Source organism: Mycobacterium asiaticum DSM 44297 (assembly GCF_000613245.1).
Taxonomy (GTDB): Bacteria; Actinomycetota; Actinomycetes; order Mycobacteriales; family Mycobacteriaceae; genus Mycobacterium; species Mycobacterium asiaticum.
The window spans coordinates 795,723-812,917 of record NZ_HG964938.1 but is presented as its reverse complement, the minus strand read 5'-3'; the positions used below and the strand labels follow the sequence as shown (position 1 = coordinate 812,917).

Sequence of the window (17,195 nt, the reverse complement as noted above, 5' to 3'; positions counted from 1 at the left end):
CTACTGCTTGGGAGGCGAGTTTTAAGACTTTCCGCATGGAGTGCACGCTCCGGCTGGAGCGACCAGTTTTACCCACCAGAAGTGGCTGCAGTGGCCGAAATTAGCGCTTCGGCAAAGACTTCCAACTCCTCGACCGTCGTGTCGACATGCGGTGAGATGCGGAGCACCGGTTCCGTGAGCTCCATCGGCGCCCGCGCGATTCCGGCAAACGTGGTCAGTATCCGGCGCTCGGTGAGCAACCAGTCCCGCACCCTTTCTGGGTCGGCTCCGTCGACCGGCGCCAACGTGGTGATCGCGCTGGGTTCGTCGACCTCTTCGACGACCACCCATCCGTCGATGTCCGTCAGTAGCGAGCGGGCGATGCCGCCCACCTCGGCCAATCGCGCGCGCACATTCTCGGGCCCATAGGCCAGGTGTTCGCCCAGTGCTACCGAGAATCCCACCCTGGCAGCCACATTGGCCTCGCCGAAGCCGAGTTGCTCAACCCCTCGCGTCAGCCGCGCCGTCAGCTCGGGTCGCATCGCCAGGATCCCCACGCCGCGCGGCCCGGCGAGCCATTTTCGTGACGACGAATACGTGGCGTCAGCGCCCACCGCGCAGTCGATCTGGCCGAGGGCCTGCGCTGCGTCCACCACCAACGGCACGCCGAGTTCACGGCAGAGTTGGGCCACCATCGCCAGCGGTTGGACGGTGCCCCGATGGCTGGCCACCGGCGTCACGTGCACCAGGTCCGGTGGGTTCTCCTGAAGTGCGAAGGCCGCGTCGTCGATCGCCAGCCGACCGTCCTCGAGAACCGGCAGCGGTCGCACCTGGAATCCGTGGGCCGCCATGACAGCCAGGTTCGGTCCGTACTCTCCGGGCAGGCAGGCCAGGGTGCGGGAGTCCGGCGGCCAACTGCGCAGCAGTAGATCCAGCGCATTCAACGAACCGGTCGTGAATACGATGTCAGCCGCGTCGGGAAGGCCGCACAGTTTGGCCACGGCGGCGCGGCCGGCATCCAAAACCGGTGCGGCGGCATCGGCCGCCACGTAGCCGCCGACCTCGGACTCGTGCAACGCGTGCCGCGCCGCGGCGTCAAGAGCCGCCAAGCTCTGCCGCGAACATGCCGCGTTGTCCAGGTGCAGCACCGCCGCCGGCGGTCTGGCCGCGCGCCAACGCTCGGCCAGCGAGTCAGGCACCGTCACTTGGCGGCCAGCGACAGACCGAAATCACCCACGTCGTCGGTCCACCACCGGACCCGGTCCAGACCCGCGTCGGCGAGTTCGACAGCAACCGCGTCCGGACGAAACTTGCAGGACACCTCCGTGAGCATTTCCTCGCCCGAATCGAAGTCGACGGTCAAGTCAAGGGCGCCCACCCGCACCCGCTGGCTACGAGTTGACCGCAGCCACATCTCGATCCGCTCCTCTTCGGCGTTCCAGCGGGCAACGTGCTGGAAGGCATCGACGACGAAATCCGCGCCGAGCTGGCGGTTAATCACCGAAAGCACATTGAGATTGAACCGGGCCGTCACCCCGGCCGCGTCGTCGTAGGCCCGCACCAGCCGCTCGGTGTCCTTGACCAGGTCGGTACCCAACAGCAGGCTGTCCCCCGGCCGCATCACTCCGGACAACGCCGCCAGAAACTCGGCACGGGGACCGGGTGTGAGGTTGCCGATGGTCGAACCCAAGAAGACGAACAGGCGACGCCCCCCACCGGGGATCTCGGCCAGATGTTCCTCGAAATCCCCGCAGACGGCGTTGATTTCCACACCGGGGTACTCGCGCTGGATCGCCCCGGCCGCCGCCGAGAGCACGTTGGCGTCCACGTCAAACGGCACGAAACGGCGCAGCGTGCCGCGGTCTCGCAACGCATTGAGCAACAGCCGCGTCTTCTCCGAAGTCCCGCTGCCCAGCTCCACGAGGGTGTCGGCCTCACTTGCCGCCGCCACTTCGCCGGATCGGGCCCGCAGGATGGCCGCTTCGGCACGGGTCGGGTAATACTCCGGCAACCGGGTGATCTGGTCGAACAGGTCGCTGCCCACCGAATCGTAAAACCACTTGGGCGGCAACGACTTCGGAGTCTGCTGCAGGCCGGTGTACACGTCGCGACGCAATGCCTGCAACGCCGAATCTTCGGCGAGGTGATTGGACAGCGACAGTGTCATCGGGTTCCTTTCACGCGGTTTAACGGCGTCGACTGGACGCCGTCGGCACCCACCTCCACCAGGTGCCGGTCCGGCACTTCTTCCCAGTCCGGGTCGTCGTCGTAGGGCTCGCTGGCCAGCACCACACCGTCGGTGCGCTGCAGCAGGAACAGCGTGTCACCCCAGGCCGTGGCGAGCAGCCGGGCACCGTTGGCCGCCAGTATGTTCAGCCGGGCCTGCGGGTCGGCGTTGCCGATCTCGATGATGGTGTCGCCCAACGCATCCAATCCGCGTGCGAAGATGGCCGCGGCGAGCAACGCACTGTCGCATACGGATTCGGCCAGCCGGCTCGGTGGCAACACCGCGCGGTCGACCACACCGTTGTGCGACAGCATCCATTGGCCATCGGTGAATGGTGCGGTGGCGCTGATCTCGATCGGCATGCCGACGGTCGCCGAGCGCACCGCGGCCACCACGCAATGGCTGCGTAACGCCGGGGCTACCGATGCGAATGAGGTATCCCCCACAGTGGCGCCGGACTACGCCAGCGCCGCGGTACGGCACCATCAGCGGAGCCGTCGAAAAAGCCGACGCCCCAACCGTCTGCGTTCATCAGCCCGTGCTTCTGGCGACGCGGCGCGTACGACTGCAGCAGCAGACCTTGTGGCGGCTCGAGCACCAGGCTGGAAATGCTGACCGGCGATCCGAGCCAGCCCAGATGACGACACATCAGACGTCCCACGCCAATCGGAGCCCAGAAAAGATCTGGCGACGGTAGGGGTGATCCCAGTTGCGGAAGCTGGGACGCAGGATCGACGACTCGACTGCCCAGGAACCACCGCGCAGCACCCGGTAATCGCCGTCGAAGAAGGGCTGCGAATAGCGCTCGTAGATCATCGGCACGAAGCCCGGCCACGGCCGCAGCGGAGAGCTGGTCCATTCCCAGACGTCGCCCAGCATCTGCTCGGCGCCGTAGGCCGACGCTCCGGCCGGGTAGGCCCCCACCGGCGCGGGGCGCAGGGTGTTGCCGTCGAGGTTGGCGCGTTCGGCCGATGGCTGCTGGTCGCCCCATGGATAGCGGCGGCGGGTGTTGCCGGCCGGATCCCAGGCGCAGGCCTTTTCCCACTCGATCTCGGTGGGCAGCCGGGCACCGGCCCACGCCGCGTACGCCTCGGCCTCGAAGTAGGAGATGTGCTGCACCGGCTCGTCGGCAGGAAGGTCCTCGGTGTACCCGAACCGAGTGCGGGTGCGCCCATCGGCGCCCCAGAATTGCGGCGCCGTGAGACCTGCCTGCTGGCGGTGCTGCCAGCCACGCTCCGACCACCATCCAGGTTCGGCGTAACCGCCGTCGGAGATGAAGTGCTGCCATTCGCCGTTGGTGACCGGAACCCGGCCGATCCGAAAGCTCGGTACCTCGACCACGTGTGCCGGGCGTTCGTTGTCCAGCGAGTACGGTTCGGTCGCGGCGTCCACGCCCAGCACGAAAGGGCCGCCGGACACCAGGACCGACGTCCCGGCCAGTTCGGGGCGACCGGCGGGAACGGGTTGGGTGGCCTGCAACAGCGGCGCCCCGGAGCGCAGATTGAGCGCCTGCAGCATGGTTTCGCCGTGCTGATTCTCGTGGCTGATGACCAACCCGAACCTGAACAGAGCCGGGTCGTCGGGTTGGGTGTCCGCAAGCGCATCAAGCTCGTCCAGCGCAGCGTTGCGGACCGTACTGCACAACGACCGCGCCTTGGCTGGGGATAGTAACGGCAGGTCCACCCGGCTGGCGCGAGAGTGCACGAAGGCGTCGTAGAGCCCTTCCACCTCCGGTGGCAACAATCCCGGCCGTTCCAGGTTGCCGCCCCGCAGGACCCACAGCTCTTCCTGCTGGCCGATGTGCGCCAGGTCCCATACCAGCGGACTCATCAGCGGGTCGTACTGCCGATGCAATTCGGCATCGTCGAAATCGACGAGCCGAAGCGTGCGGGTTCGCGCGCGCTCCAGACCTTCCGCAAGCCGTTCTTTCGTCACATCCCCCCTCGGGCCATCCGCGCTACCGTCGCCGCGATGCCGTTGTCGATGACCCGGTCGGCGAAATCGTCGGCCGGACATCGTCCCGTCTCCACATTGAGCGTGAGCTGCTCCATCGCCGCGGCGAGCTCGGCAGGTGCCCGCTCCGTGGCGATGGCCAGACACCGGTTTGCCGCCGCGTAGAGCCGTCGGTCGCCCAACCCGAGCCGGGCCGCGGTGTCCCATGCCGTGGCCACCGGTTCGACCGCTTCGGCGGCCAGGTCGGCTGCGACCGGGTCGTCCAGCAAGGTGGTCAACGTGAAGGCCAGGGCCGGCCACACCGCCTCCGGCACGGAATCCAGGTAGCGGATCTCCAGCCACTGCCGCGGCCGCACCGGCGGGAACAGAGTGGTCAGGTGGTATTCAAGGTCGGCGTGGGTGGGATGGCGCCCGGCGAGCAGGACGCGACCGTCCACCCAGTCGGTGAACGGCACATAGTCGATGACCGGCAGGATCTCGTCACCGTCCGAACTGCGCACCATCATCACCGGCGCTTTGAGCGCGTACAGCGCCCAGTCGGTGCCGGGGTCCACACCGCTGGCGCCCAGAATCGGCCCGCACCGTGCCGAGTCCATCTGGCCCCACACCCACTGGCGGGTGGATTGCCAACCGGTGAACTGCCCACCCAACATCGGAGAGTTGCCCGCGATCGCAATCATCGTCGGCCCCAACGCGTGCGCCAGGCGCACCCGCGCCACCCAGCCGGTGCGTGGTCCGGCGTCCAGATTGACCTGGATCGAGGCCGTCGAGGTCATCATCGCCGCGCCGGCCGCCCGACTGTCAGTCGCGACAAAGAACTGCTCCATTGCGCGGTAGCGCGCGCCGGGATTGACCCGCGCCGGCGACCGCAGCGGATCTGCACCCAGGAACACCAGGCCCAGCCCGGACTCGGCCAGTGCGGCGCGCAGCGCCGCCTGGTCCCGGCTCATCGCGTCGATCGCGGCGAGCACACCGTCGGCCGGGGGACCCGAAAGTTCAACGGCGCCACCGGGTTCCATGGTGATTGCGCTTCCGCCCGGAAGAGGGTCGACCCATTTGAGAACGCCGTTGAGCTCATCCCAGCCGGGACGGCGCAGTGGATCGGCGGGGTCGAAGCAGTGCGCCTCGAGTTCCAGGCCGACGCGCCCCACTGGGCCGTCGGCGAGGCAACCCTCGGCGATGTGCTGCGCGACGGCCGCCGAGCCGGCCAGCGCGGTGTCCGGCGCGCCGATACCGTCCAGCGGCGGGGACGTGGCGGTCGCGGCGATGCGTGTCACCATCACTTCATCTTCCAGACGGGTCCGACATATTCCCGGACCCGCCCTCGCTACACCTTGGCCGAGACTTCGACGTCGATGTTGCCCCGGGTGGCCTTCGAATACGGGCACACCTGGTGAGCTTGATGGACCAGGTCCTCGGCCGCGCTCTGGTCCAGGCCGGGAAGGTACCCAACGATCTTGCCGGTGAGGCCGAACCCGCCATCGGAGTCCTTGCCGAATCCGATTTCGACGGTGACGTCGGTTGCGTCGTCGAGCTTGACCTTGGCCTTGCCGGCAACCAGCCGCAGCGCGCCCAGGAAGCACGCCGCGTAACCGGCTGAAAACAACTGCTCAGGGTTGGTGCCTTCACCGTTGCCGCCCATCGCCTTCGGCGGGCGGGTTTCCAGATCTATGCGGCCGTCGTCGGACTTGACGTGCCCGTCGCGGCCCCCGCCCGTCGCCGTTGATGTGGTGGTGTAAACGACTTCGATGCTCATGGCCTCGATCATGCCAGCCGCGGATGGTCAGCCGAGGTTCGCCCGGACTCCCTCCTCCACCTTCTTGCCGAGGTCGGCGTCGACGTTGCGCCAGTACTCGAACACCCGGGACAGCACCGGCTCCTGCACACCCTTGGAGACGTGTCCGATGATGTTGTGGGCCAACCGTTCCCGTTCGTCGTCGTTGAGCACATCGCGGACCAGGGTGCCGGCCTGACCCCAGTCGTCGTCCTCGGCGCGCAACGTGTAGGCCGATCGCACCATCTCCCCGTCGGCGAACCAGCGCACCTCGGCGGCGCGCTGCGGGTCGGCATGCGGGCCACCGAAGGAGTTGGGCGCGTAAACCGGATCCGATGCGTTCTTGATCCGCATGGCGCCGTCCTTGGAGTAGCTGTTGACCTCGACCTTGGGCGAATTCACCGGGATGTGCTTGTAGTTGGTGCCCAACCGGGCCCGGTGGGCGTCGGCGTAGGAGAAGCCGCGACCGAGCAGCATCTTGTCGGGGCTCAGCCCGGTGCCCGGCACGATGTTGTTGGGCTCGAAGGCGGCCTGCTCGATTTCGGCGTGATAGTCGGTGACGTTGCGGTTCAGCGTCAGCTTGCCGACGTCGATGAGCGGGTAGTCGCCGTGCGGCCACACCTTGGTGAGGTCGAATGGGTTGAACCGGTAGGTCTTGGCCTCCTCGAACGGCATGATCTGCATCCTCAGAGTCCAACTCGGGAAGTCGCCGCGCTCGATGGACTCATAAAGATCACGCTGGTGATAATCGCCGTCCTCACCGGCCAGTCGGTCGGCGTCCTCCTGGGTGAGGAAGTCGATGCCCTGGTCACTGATGAAGTGGTACTTCACCCAGAAGATCTCGTCGGCGGCGTTGATCCAGCTGTAGGTGTGGCTGCTGTAGCCGTTCATGTGCCGCCAGGTCTTGGGGATACCACGGTCGCCCATCAGCCAGGTGACCTGGTGCGCCGACTCCGGTGTGAGGGTCCAGAAGTCCCACTGCATGTTGTGGTTGCGCAAATTTGTTGCCTGCATTCGCTTTTGCGAGCGAATGAAGTGCTGGAACTTCAGCGGGTCGCGGATGAAGAAGACCGGCGTGTTGTTGCCGACCATGTCGAAGTTGCCTTCGCTGGTATAGAACTTCAATGCGAAGCCGCGCGGGTCACGCCAGGTGTCCGGGCTGCCGCGTTCGCCGGCCACGGTGGAGAACCTGATCAGCGTGTCGGTCTTGGTGCCCGGCTGGAATACCGCCGCACGGGTGTATCGACTCACGTCGTTGGTGACCTCGAAGAAGCCAAATGCGCCGCCGCCCTTGGCATGTGGCTGACGTTCCGGGATCCGTTCCCGATTGAACTGCGCCATCTGCTCGATCAGGTAGTGATCGTGCAGCAGGATCGGGCCGTCGGGACCAACGGTCAGCGACTCCTTGTCGCTGGGCGCCGGGCTACCGCCGTCAGTGGTGGTGAAACGCTCCGTCATTGACGATCTCCTTTTGCTGGGCTGGTTCGGTGCGGAACTGGTGGCTAGCGACCGGGCGGGCTGGACGGCGCGCTGGGACCTGACGTGGTCGGTTGCTGTGCCGGCGGAGGGGGTCCGGGCGGGAAGCCGGGGCCCATGCCGGGAGGCGGCGGCCCGCCGGGATACCGGAACTGCCATCCCGCTCCGGGGCCGCCGGGACCGCCCGGGCCACCCGGCTGGAACTGGCCGTGGTGGTGACGGTGGTGGTGATGGCACCTGCCGCCGCCGAATGCCATGGCGGCGGCAAAGAAGATGGTCGATGCGATGAAGACGATGCCCGCGACGATCACCACCCACGCTGCGACGCGGTAGAGCCGTGGCGGTTTCTCCACGTAGGCGGGCGGCGCGGTGGCAACCGGAGTCGCCGGGACGGATGGCTCGGGAGTTTCACTCATGCCTTCGAATATTGCCTAGGCGTACGACACCGTAAAGCCCTCAGGCAACAAAGATGCCGTGAATTGATGTAGCCCGGTGCTCGACGAGCACCGGGCTACTGGTTGAAGGTGTCAGCGACCGGGGGTCGGGGCCGGGGTTGTGGAGGGCGTCACCGACGAGGGCACCTGGCCGGGTCCGCCCGGTGCCGTGCCGGGGCCCACCTGCTGCTGGCCGCCGCCGCCGTTTGGGGAAGCCCGAGCGGTGGAACATCGCCGGATGGTGCTTGTGGTGATGGCCGTGGTGGCCACCGTGACCGGCGGCCAGCCCCAGCCGGAAACCGGTGAAGAAGATGACCGAGACGATGAATACGATCCCCGCGACGATGGCGACCCAGGCCGCCGCCCTGAAGACCTTGGGTGTGGTGTGGACGGGTTGCGGTGCCACGGCGGTCGAGGTGCGCGTGGTGGGAGTGTCAGAAATTTCGCTCATGACACGCATGATGCACGGGTAAACAGAAGTGGCCGCTATGCGCTACTTATGTAGCAGCTGTGAGCGATCGGCCGAAGGCCACGATCAGGGCAGGCGCCCGACGTTGATGGTGAAGAAACCGGCCACCCCAGTGCCGCTGTTGAAGAACCCGGAGTTGTATCCGCTGATTTGCCCGATCGGGGCGCCCAGGAAGAGCTCGGTGATGCCCTGGTTAAAAAGACCGGAAATGTTGCCGTTCATTGCCGAACCGCCCGCAGCCGAGTTGCCGAAGCCAGAGACAGCGCCCGTGCCCGCGCTTGTGGCGACCGAATTGCCAAAGCCTGAAACCAGGAGCCCGGTATTGCCGAAGCCGGACGTCAGGGCGCCGGAATCGGTGGTGGTGCCCAGCCCGGTGTTGACGTCACCCGAATTCCACAAGCCGGTGTTGATATCACCCGAATTGCCACTACCGGTGTTGGCCGCGCCTCCATTGAAGAAACCGGTGTTGGTGCTGCCGCCGTTGCCGAAACCGGTATTGATCCCGCCTCCGTTACCAATGCCGGTGTTCAAGCTGCCGCCGTTGCCGATCCCGAAGCTTCCCGCGCCGGAGTTTCCGAAGCCGATGTTGGCGGTTCCTGAGTTGCCAATACCCACCGTATGGACGTTGTACTGGCCAGACGTGTCGATGCCGGAGTTGAAGAAGCCGATGTTATTGGAGCCCGAGTTGAAGAACCCGATGTTGTTGGAGCCGGAGTTACCGAATCCGATATTGCCACTGCCAGAATTCAGACCGTTGAACACGAACTGGCCCGTCGTTGTGTCGTAATAGGCATTGCCGAGACCGATCAGGTTGTTCCCGGTCAGCCCCAGGCCGATGTTGTTGTTGCCGTGGTTGCCGGCGCCTTGGTTCCCATTACCGGTATTGGCGAGGCCGATGTTGTTGTTGCCTGAATTGCCGAACCCGACATTATGATTCCCCGGCCCGCGCACAATGCCCGCCAACGTGCCGCCGTTTCCCATCCCGATGTTTCCGACACCGACGTTGCCGCTGCCGAAATTCCCGTCACCGAAATTGCCGTTGCCGACGTTGGCATTACCCAAGTTGCCGCCGCCAATATTGCCGCTGCCGAAATTCCCGCTGCCCACATTGGCACTGCCGTTGTTGCCGTTGCCGACGTTGCCGGTGCCGCCTTTGTTCCCGATGCCGAGATTCGGCAAGTTGCTCAACAAATTCTGCAGCAAGCTCTGAGCCGGACCGAGCTGGCCGGCCGCCGCCGATGCTCCTGCGTGATAGCCGAACATCGCGGCGACGTCCTGGGCCCACATGCTCTCGTAGAAGCCCTCGACGGCTGCGATCGCCGGAGCGTTCAGCCCTAGGAAGTTTGTCCGGACCAACTGCACCAACGCGTTCCGGTTTGCGGCCACTTCGAGCGGATGAACGATCGCCGCTCGTGCCGCCTCGAATGCGCTGACGACCGCGTTGGCCTGACCAGCCACGCCGGCAGCCTGGGCCGACGCGGCACTCAGCAACCCCGCATAGGGAGCTGCCGCACCGGCCATCGCCGCCGCTGCCGCGCCCTGCCAAGACTGGCCAGTCAGCCCCGTCGTCACCGCCGAAAACGCCCCGGCCGCCGACGCCAACTCATCGGCCAGGCCCTCCCAGGCCGCCGCCGCCTGCAGCATCGGCGCCGAGCCGGCGCCGAGGAACATGCGCAACGAATTGATCTCCGGCGGCAATACCGAGAAATTCTGCACTACCCCAACCCCCTAAGCGTGTCGTGACGCGACCGTCAACAACTGTATGACAGGGATAGGCGGCAGATTTGCTTTTTGCTGGGACAGCGCGTGAACGTTTGTTACGCCTGCGCGGCGAGCAATTCGGCGATCTGAATGGTGTTCAGCGCAGCGCCCTTGCGCAGGTTGTCGCCCGAGACGAACAACGCCAGGCCCCGGCCATCGGGCACGCCCGGGTCCTGCCGGATGCGTCCGACCAGGGATTCGTCCACCCCGGCGGCGGCCAGCGGGGTGGGTACGTCGACCAGCTTCACGCCCGGTGCACCGTCGAGCAGCTCCCGGGCCCGCTCCGGCGAGATCGGCCGGGCGAACTCGGCGTTGATCGACAGGGAGTGCCCGGTGAACACCGGAACCCGCACACATGTGCCGCTGACGAGCAGATCGGGGATGCCCAGGATCTTGCGGCTCTCCGAACGCAGCTTCTGGTCCTCGTCGGTCTCGCCCGAGCCGTCGTCGACCAGCGAACCGGCCAGCGCGACCACGTTGAAAGCGATCGGCGCGACGTACTTGCGCGGCGCCGGGAACTCGACCGCGCGCCCGTCGTGCACCAGCCCCTCGGCGCCGTCCAGGACCGCGCGGGCCTGGGTCACCAGTTCCTCGACCCCGGCCAATCCGCTGCCGGACACCGCCTGATACGTCGACGCGACCAGCCGCACCAGTTGCGCTTCGTCGTGCAGCACCTTGAGCACCGGCATCGCGGCCATCGTGGTGCAGTTCGGGTTGGCGATGATGCCTTTGGGGCGATTGTGTGCGTCCCGCTCAAAGTTGACCTCGGACACCACCAGCGGCACGTCGGGGTCCTTACGCCAGGCCGACGAGTTGTCGATCACCGTGGCCCCGGCCGCGGCGAACCTTGGCGCCTGCACCCGGGACATGGTGGCACCGGCGGAGAACAGCGCAATGTCCAGCCCGGTCGGGTCGGCCGTCTCGGCGTCCTCGACCTCGATCTCCTGGCCACGGAAGGCCAGCTTGCGGCCTTGCGACCGGGCCGAGGCGAAGAACCGTACCGAGTCGGCTGGGAAGTCGCGCTCGTCGAGCAGGGTCCGCATCACCTGGCCCACCTGGCCGGTAGCCCCGACCACCCCTATGGCAACCATCTACCGGCCCGTCCCTGCATACACCGTTGCCTCCTCGTCGCCGCCAAGACCGAACGCCTCATGCAACGCAACAACGGCCTTATCTAGTTCGGTGTCCCGGCAGAGCACGGAAATGCGGATTTCCGAGGTCGAGATCAGCTCGATGTTGACGCCGACCGCCGCCAGCGCCTCGCAGAACGTTGCCGTGACGCCGGGGTGGCTGCGCATGCCGGCCCCGATCAGCGAAACCTTGCCGATGTGGTCGTCGTAGAGCAGCTGGGTGAAGCCGATCTCGTCCTTGAGCGAGTCCAGCTTCGCCACCGCGGTGGGCCCGCTGTCGCGCGAGCAGGTGAAGGTGATGTCGGTCTTGCCGTCCTCGACCTTGGAGACGTTCTGCAGCACCATGTCGATGTTCACGTCGGCCTCTGCGACGGCCCGGAACACCCGTGCGGCGTACCCCGGAATGTCGGGGATGCCGACGATGGTCACCTTGGCCTCGCTGCGGTCGTGTGCGACGCCGGTCAGAAGGGGGCTTTCCATGGGTATGTCCTTGATCGATCCGACAACGACGGTGCCCGGACGGTCCGAGTACGACGACCGGACGTGCACCGGAAGGTCGTAGCGCCGGGCATATTCGACACAGCGCAGCATCAGCACCTTGGCGCCGCAGGCCGCCAACTCCAGCATCTCTTCGAAGGTGACCGTCTCCAGCTTGCGGGCGTTGCGCACGATCCTCGGGTCGGCGCTGAAGATGCCGTCCACGTCGGTGTAGATCTCGCACACATCGGCGTTGAGCGCCGCGGCCAGCGCGACCGCCGTCGTGTCCGAGCCACCGCGGCCCAGCGTGGTGACGTCGCGGGTGTCCTGGCTGACGCCCTGGAAGCCGGCGACCAGCACGATCCGCCCCTCGTCGAGCGCGGCCTGCACGCGGCTCGGGGTGACGTCGATGATCTTCGCGTTGCCGTGGGTGCCGGTGGTGATGACGCCCGCCTGCGAACCGGTGAACGACCGGGCGTGCGCGCCCAGCGACTCGATCGCCATCGCGACCAGCGCGTTGGAGATCCGCTCACCGGCGGTGAGCAGCATGTCCAGTTCCCGCGGCGGCGGGACGGGGCAGACCTGTTGAGCCAGATCCAGCAGGTCATCGGTGGTGTCGCCCATCGCGGAAACCACAACGACGACGTCGTTCCCCTGCTTCTTGGTCTCGACGATCCGCTCGGCCACACGGCGAATCCGGTCGGCGTCGGACACCGAGGATCCGCCGTATTTCTGCACGACGAGCGCCACTGATTTCCCTGTTCTTTACGAGGGCTACTGGGTTTAAGTCCACAACAGGATACGTGTCGCCGCATCCCCATTTATCCGACGCCGATCAGGTAGTGGCGCCGAACGTGGGCTTCCGGTAGGCGAATGTGACCGAATCCATCGGTAGGCCAGACGTGCGGCGGCGAGAGGTGGCGTTTTGGTAGAGTGCACAACGTGCAGCGGGTGCTCCTCCTCGGACGCCGCGACGGGGTCTGATCCAGACCGGCTTCCCGTCGCGGGAGTTCGCGATGCGCCGGTCTCTAGGTTCCTCACTCAAATCCCTGGAGCACAAACCGTGACTAATTCCGATTCACCCGACGTCTACGTCTCGACGCGCACCATCAGCACACCCGCCGGCGCCCCGCGGCCCGGCCAGCCGGTGTGGAATCCACAACGCGGCTCGTCCATGCCGGTCAATCGCTACCGTCCGTTCGCCGAAGAAGTCGAGCCCATCCGGGTTGCCGACCGTACCTGGCCCGATCGAGTCATCGAGCACGCACCGCTGTGGTGCGCGGTGGACCTGCGCGACGGCAACCAGGCGCTGATCGACCCGATGAGCCCGGCTCGCAAGCGGCGTATGTTCGATCTGCTGGTCCGGATGGGCTACAAGGAGATCGAGGTCGGATTCCCCTCGGCCAGCCAGACCGACTTCGACTTCGTCCGCGACATCATCACCGACGGCGCCATCCCCGACGACGTCACCATCCAGGTACTCACCCAGTGCCGCCCCGAGCTGATCGAGCGCACCTTTGAGGCGTGCGAGGGCGCCGCGAACGTGATCGTGCACTTCTACAACTCGACCTCGATCCTGCAGCGCCGCGTGGTGTTCCGCGCCGATCGGGACGCGGTGCAGGCCATCGCGACCGACGGTGCGCGTAAGTGCGTCGAGGAGGCGGCGAAATACCCGGGCACCCGGTGGCGGTTCGAGTACTCACCGGAGTCCTACACCGGGACCGAACTGGCGTACGCCAAGCAGGTCTGCGACGCCGTCGGCGAGATCATTCAGCCGACGCCGGACAACCCGATCATCTTCAACCTGCCCGCCACCGTGGAGATGGCCACACCCAACGTCTACGCCGACTCGATCGAGTGGATGAGTCGCAATCTGGCCAACCGGGAGTCGGTCATCCTGAGCCTGCACCCGCACAACGACCGCGGAACTGCCGTTGCCGCAGCCGAATTGGGCTATCAGGCCGGGGCCGACCGGATCGAGGGTTGCCTGTTCGGCAACGGCGAGCGCACCGGCAACGTCTGCCTGGTCACGCTGGGGCTCAACCTGTTCTCTCGCGGCGTCGACCCGCAGATCGACTTCTCCAACATCGACGAGATCCGGCGCACGGTGGAGTACTGCAACCAGCTGCCGGTCCACGAACGCCACCCCTACGGCGGCGACCTGGTGTACACCGCGTTCTCCGGTAGCCATCAAGACGCCATCAACAAGGGCCTGGACGCGATGAAGTTCGACGCCGACGCCGCCGACACCGACGTCGACGACATGCTCTGGCAGGTGCCGTACCTGCCGATCGATCCCAAGGACGTCGGCCGCACCTACGAAGCGGTGATCCGGGTCAACTCGCAGTCCGGCAAGGGCGGGGTGGCCTACATCATGAAGGCCGACCACGGCCTGGCCCTCCCGCGCCGGCTGCAGATCGAGTTCTCGCAGGTCATTCAAAAGATGGCCGACGGTGAGGGCGGCGAGGTGTCGCCGAAGGAAATGTGGGAGGCGTTCTCCGAGGAGTACCTGGCCCCGGTGCGGCCCCTGGAACGGATCAAGCAGCGGGTGGACGCGTCCGAAGAGGACTCCGGAACCACCACCATCTCAGCCACCGTCAAGATCGACGGCGTGGACACCGAGATCAGCGGTGCCGGCAACGGCCCGCTCGCCGCTTTCGTCCACGCGCTGGGCACCGTCGGGTTCGACGTGGCCGTGCTCGATTACTCCGAGCACGCGATGAGCGCCGGTGACGATGCGCAGGCCGCTGCGTATGTAGAGGCCTCGGTATCCGGAAGGACCGTGTGGGGCGTCGGCATCGCGCCGTCGATCACCACTGCGTCGTTGCGGGCCGTGGTGTCGGCGGTCAATCGGGCGTCCCGCTAATTGTCGAAGTAGGTGCGCAACAGCCGGTCGACGAGCCCGGCCGGGTCCTCGTCCGGGTTCGGGATGGTCAGCTTGCTGAACATATAGCCGTTGAGCAGCCGGCTCAGCTCCTCCATCTGCTCGGTGGTCGGCTCGAACCCCGCCGCCTGGAAGATCAGCGTGGCGGACTTGACGGCGGCGGCCTGCAATTGCGCCAGATACGGCTGCAATTCGGGCCGCCGCGTGCCCTCCATGAACAGCTCAAAGCGAGCCAGAGTGTAGCGCCGCATCTGCTCGTCGGGCTCGGCCAGCATGCGTGTCATCAGCGCCTTGACGCCGTCGCGGGCGAGTGAACCGACCGCGGCTCGCACGAATTCGACTCGCTGCCAATGCAATTCGACGGTGCGCGCAGCGGTAGCCTCCAGGAGGGCCTGGCGGGTGCGGAAGTAGTTTGACGTGGTGCCGGCGGGCAGGCGCGCCAGATCGTCGACATGGCGATGCGTCAGACCCCCGACCCCTTCGTCGGCGAGGATGCCGATTGCGGTGTCGAGGATCTGAACGCGGCGTTCGGGATTCGGGGGCACGTGTTTCTTTCTAGGAGTCTTTGTAGCGCAGCCGCCAGAACATCGTCAGGAACACCGGGTAGACCGCGATCAGCAGCAAGTAGCTGAACCACATCGGGAACCAGGTGACGATCGTCGTGTCCATGACGATGTAGGAACAGTAAACGTGTAGCGGCACACTGCCCGCGATGTAGACCACGGATCCGGTGAACAGCGCCCGGTGCCGCTTGTTGGCGAACTGGACGCGCCGCCACACCAGGATTCCCGTGATGCCCGCGTAGGTCATCGGGACCAGCAGGATCCGGTCGTTGGTCACGTTCATCACGTGCTGCAGCGTGAGGGCGTCACCGAAGATCACCCGGTAGACGTGCATGGCGACGCCCAGCGAGATGGTCAGCATCGCAACTTCTCGGAAGAAATAGCCATGCCGACGGTACGAGCTCCATAGGGAGCGGTTCTTTGGTTGGTGTACTACACCAGTAGTGGTTGTCATGGCGCTGACGGTACCACTACGGCCGTAGTGGACGCAAGGGTTTAACCGCGTCGCCGGCTGACGGCCGAGCGGGGCGGCCCGGCCCGCATGTGATTGCGGACGCGACTCATGGTTTCTCCGAGGAGTCGTACGTCCTGGTCGGAGAGCGAATCGAAGAGCAGCTCGCGGACGACCTCGATGTGCCCGGGCATAACCTTGCCCAGTCGGACTCGGCCCGCCTCGGTGATGTCAACTGTGGTGGCCCGCCGGTCGTGGGGGCTGGCATTGCGGGTGATCAGTCCCGCCTTCTCCAACAGTCCGGCCTGATGAGTCAGGCCACTGCGGCTGTAGACGACCTTGTCGGCAAGGTCGGTCATGGTGAGCTGCCCGTCGGCGTCGTCGAGCTGCGCCAGGATCTCGAACTGCACGTAGCTGAGGCCGCCGTCGGCTTGTAGCTGCTGGTTCACCGCGTACTGCAGCAGGCTGACCGCTTCGGTCAGGGCGAAGTACGTATGCATCTGAGCTGGTGTGAGGGCGTCGCCCATCCCGTCATCGTAATGCTTCGATTTCGAAGCAAAGTGATCAGCCTCACACCTTCCAGGAGGAATTGCTTCGATGTCGAAGCAAGTTACACCTGGCGTAACTGCTTCGAATTCGAAGCATCAGATGGGAGGAATGATGAAGGCAGTGCTGTACCACCGTTACGGCAGTAGTGAGGTGCTCGAGTACACCGAGATCCAGCGACCGACGCCATCCGCTGGGCAGGTACTGGTCAAGGTGGCCGGAACATCGTTCAACCCGGTCGATGCGGGCATCCGCGGGGGCTATTTGTCCGAGGTGTACACGATCAGCTTTCCGCACATCCCCGGTATCGACTTCGCGGGCACCATCGCTGAACTCGGTGACGGCGTGACGGGCTGGAGCGTCGGCGACGCGGTCGTGGCGTTGCTCCCACTGGATGCTGACGGCGCAGCCGCTGAGTACGTGCTGGCACCGGCGGAGGCATTGGCGGCCGCGCCGCGGTCGGTGTCGCTGGCCGATTCCGCGGCACTGCCGACGGTAGGGCTGACGGCGTGGCAGGCGTTGTTCGAGCTGGCCGAATTGAAGGTAGGACAACAGATCCTGATCAACGGTGCCGGCGGAGCCGTCGGCGGTTATGCGGTCCAACTCGCCAAGCAAGCCGGTGCGGTCGTCACCGCAACGGCATCTGCCCGCAGCGCCGACCGGCTACGCGACTACGGCGCTGATCGGGTCATCGAGCACATCGACTACTCGCGAACACCGATTGCCGTCGCCGGCCAGCCGTTTGATGTGGTGCTCAACCTGGTGAGCACCAGCGCGGAGGAAACCGCCGCCTTGGTCGGCGTCGTCGCCGATGGCGGCATCCACGTCGGCACCATGGCGTCCGGCACGGAGGATCCCGTGCGGGCGGTGCGAGCGCAACGCGTCTTCGTCCGCAGCGACGCCGGGCAGCTGGCCGAACTGGTGCGCCGCGTCGACGCCGGGGAGCTGCACATCGACGTTGCCGACCATCGGCCACTGGCGCAGACCGCTGCCGTGCACGATGCGTCCGACGCCGGTCGCCTACCCGGCAAGACGATTCTGTTGCCTGCCGATCGATGACCCGCTCGGAAA

At 66.1% G+C, this 17,195-nt stretch carries 16 protein-coding genes and 1 pseudogene; 2 read left to right on the top strand and 15 right to left on the bottom strand.

The features are described from left to right. Positions 1–68 precede the first annotated feature (68 nt). The 12 genes and pseudogenes from egtE to BN972_RS22645 form a co-directional block, all read right to left on the bottom strand. Complete coding sequence (egtE, locus tag BN972_RS22700) at positions 69–1,178, bottom strand: ergothioneine biosynthesis PLP-dependent enzyme EgtE (protein ID WP_036363762.1); 1,110 nt, start codon at positions 1,176–1,178, stop codon at positions 69–71. Between the two features lie 2 nt (positions 1,179–1,180). Next, on the bottom strand, positions 1,181–2,146 hold the full coding sequence (gene egtD / locus BN972_RS22695; RefSeq protein WP_036362768.1) for an L-histidine N(alpha)-methyltransferase: 966 nt from the start codon (positions 2,144–2,146) through the stop codon (positions 1,181–1,183). Continuing rightward, positions 2,143–2,855: pseudogene (gene egtC / locus BN972_RS22690) on the bottom strand (ergothioneine biosynthesis protein EgtC). Before egtC ends, egtD begins: the two are co-directional and overlap by 4 nt. Next, positions 2,855–4,141, bottom strand: a complete 1,287-nt coding sequence (gene egtB / locus BN972_RS22685; RefSeq protein WP_036362766.1) for an ergothioneine biosynthesis protein EgtB — start codon at positions 4,139–4,141, stop codon at positions 2,855–2,857. Before egtB ends, egtC begins: the two are co-directional and overlap by 1 nt. Continuing rightward, positions 4,138–5,436, bottom strand: a complete 1,299-nt coding sequence (egtA, locus tag BN972_RS22680) for an ergothioneine biosynthesis glutamate--cysteine ligase EgtA (protein ID WP_099051207.1) — start codon at positions 5,434–5,436, stop codon at positions 4,138–4,140. Before egtA ends, egtB begins: the two co-directional genes overlap by 4 nt. Positions 5,437–5,486: 50 nt before the next feature. Further along, positions 5,487–5,915: an organic hydroperoxide resistance protein gene (locus BN972_RS22675; protein WP_172831115.1), complete on the bottom strand. Its 429-nt coding sequence runs from the start codon at positions 5,913–5,915 to the stop codon at positions 5,487–5,489. Positions 5,916–5,942: 27 nt separating this feature from the next. Then, the gene (locus tag BN972_RS22670) at positions 5,943–7,391 is read right to left on the bottom strand and encodes a catalase (protein WP_036362759.1); all 1,449 of its coding nucleotides are present in this window, start codon (positions 7,389–7,391) and stop codon (positions 5,943–5,945) included. A 44-nt stretch (positions 7,392–7,435) separates the two neighbouring features. Next, positions 7,436–7,825 carry a hypothetical protein gene (locus BN972_RS22665; protein WP_036362757.1) on the bottom strand — a complete coding sequence of 130 codons (390 nt, stop codon included), beginning with the start codon at positions 7,823–7,825 and terminating at the stop codon, positions 7,436–7,438. 40 nt (positions 7,826–7,865) lie between these two features. Next, positions 7,866–8,294, bottom strand: coding sequence for a hypothetical protein (locus BN972_RS29960; RefSeq protein ID WP_235192550.1), 429 nt, complete (start codon positions 8,292–8,294; stop codon positions 7,866–7,868). A gap of 84 nt (positions 8,295–8,378) precedes the next feature. Continuing rightward, positions 8,379–9,983: a PPE domain-containing protein gene (locus BN972_RS22655; RefSeq protein WP_455709865.1), complete on the bottom strand. Its 1,605-nt coding sequence runs from the start codon at positions 9,981–9,983 to the stop codon at positions 8,379–8,381. A gap of 146 nt (positions 9,984–10,129) precedes the next feature. Next, positions 10,130–11,164, bottom strand: a complete 1,035-nt coding sequence (locus tag BN972_RS22650; protein WP_036362752.1) for an aspartate-semialdehyde dehydrogenase — start codon at positions 11,162–11,164, stop codon at positions 10,130–10,132. Then, complete coding sequence (locus BN972_RS22645) at positions 11,165–12,430, bottom strand: aspartate kinase (RefSeq protein ID WP_036362750.1); 1,266 nt, start codon at positions 12,428–12,430, stop codon at positions 11,165–11,167. 313 nt (positions 12,431–12,743) lie between these two features. Here BN972_RS22645 and leuA point away from each other — a divergent pair, with 313 nt between their 5' ends. Next, the gene (gene leuA, locus BN972_RS22640; RefSeq protein ID WP_036362747.1) at positions 12,744–14,546 is read left to right on the top strand and encodes a 2-isopropylmalate synthase; all 1,803 of its coding nucleotides are present in this window, start codon (positions 12,744–12,746) and stop codon (positions 14,544–14,546) included. Here the strand turns inward: leuA and BN972_RS22635 are convergent. From BN972_RS22635 to BN972_RS22625, 3 genes are all read right to left on the bottom strand, one after another. Continuing rightward, complete coding sequence (locus BN972_RS22635; RefSeq protein WP_036362744.1) at positions 14,543–15,109, bottom strand: TetR/AcrR family transcriptional regulator; 567 nt, start codon at positions 15,107–15,109, stop codon at positions 14,543–14,545. The genes leuA and BN972_RS22635 overlap by 4 nt on opposite strands. Before the next feature lie 10 nt (positions 15,110–15,119). After that, positions 15,120–15,488 carry a hypothetical protein gene (locus BN972_RS22630; RefSeq protein WP_080697097.1) on the bottom strand — a complete coding sequence of 123 codons (369 nt, stop codon included), beginning with the start codon at positions 15,486–15,488 and terminating at the stop codon, positions 15,120–15,122. Positions 15,489–15,622: 134 nt separating this feature from the next. Next, positions 15,623–16,105 carry a MarR family winged helix-turn-helix transcriptional regulator gene (locus BN972_RS22625; RefSeq protein WP_036362738.1) on the bottom strand — a complete coding sequence of 161 codons (483 nt, stop codon included), beginning with the start codon at positions 16,103–16,105 and terminating at the stop codon, positions 15,623–15,625. 133 nt (positions 16,106–16,238) lie between these two features. On the opposite strand from BN972_RS22625, the gene BN972_RS22620 reads away from it, so the two are divergent. Beyond that, positions 16,239–17,183, top strand: a complete 945-nt coding sequence (locus BN972_RS22620; RefSeq protein ID WP_036363760.1) for an NADP-dependent oxidoreductase — start codon at positions 16,239–16,241, stop codon at positions 17,181–17,183. The last annotated feature ends 12 nt before the right edge of the window (positions 17,184–17,195 follow it).

Bases quoted from the DNA above. Each gene is read 5' to 3' on its own strand.
- BN972_RS22630 (WP_080697097.1), bottom strand. From the start codon at position 15,488: ATGCTGACCATCTCGCTGGGCGTCGCCATGCACGTCTACCGGGTGATC.
- BN972_RS22655 (WP_455709865.1), bottom strand. From the start codon at position 9,983: ATGTTCCTCGGCGCCGGCTCGGCGCCGATGCTGCAGGCGGCGGCGGCC.
- BN972_RS22670 (WP_036362759.1), bottom strand. From the start codon at position 7,391: ATGACGGAGCGTTTCACCACCACTGACGGCGGTAGCCCGGCGCCCAGC.
- BN972_RS22620 (WP_036363760.1), top strand. From the start codon at position 16,239: ATGAAGGCAGTGCTGTACCACCGTTACGGCAGTAGTGAGGTGCTCGAG.
- egtD (WP_036362768.1), bottom strand. From the start codon at position 2,146: ATGACACTGTCGCTGTCCAATCACCTCGCCGAAGATTCGGCGTTGCAG.
- BN972_RS22675 (WP_172831115.1), bottom strand. From the start codon at position 5,915: ATGAGCATCGAAGTCGTTTACACCACCACATCAACGGCGACGGGCGGG.
- BN972_RS22650 (WP_036362752.1), bottom strand. From the start codon at position 11,164: ATGGTTGCCATAGGGGTGGTCGGGGCTACCGGCCAGGTGGGCCAGGTG.
- BN972_RS22665 (WP_036362757.1), bottom strand. From the start codon at position 7,825: ATGAGTGAAACTCCCGAGCCATCCGTCCCGGCGACTCCGGTTGCCACC.
- BN972_RS22625 (WP_036362738.1), bottom strand. From the start codon at position 16,105: ATGGGCGACGCCCTCACACCAGCTCAGATGCATACGTACTTCGCCCTG.
- BN972_RS29960 (WP_235192550.1), bottom strand. From the start codon at position 8,294: ATGAGCGAAATTTCTGACACTCCCACCACGCGCACCTCGACCGCCGTG.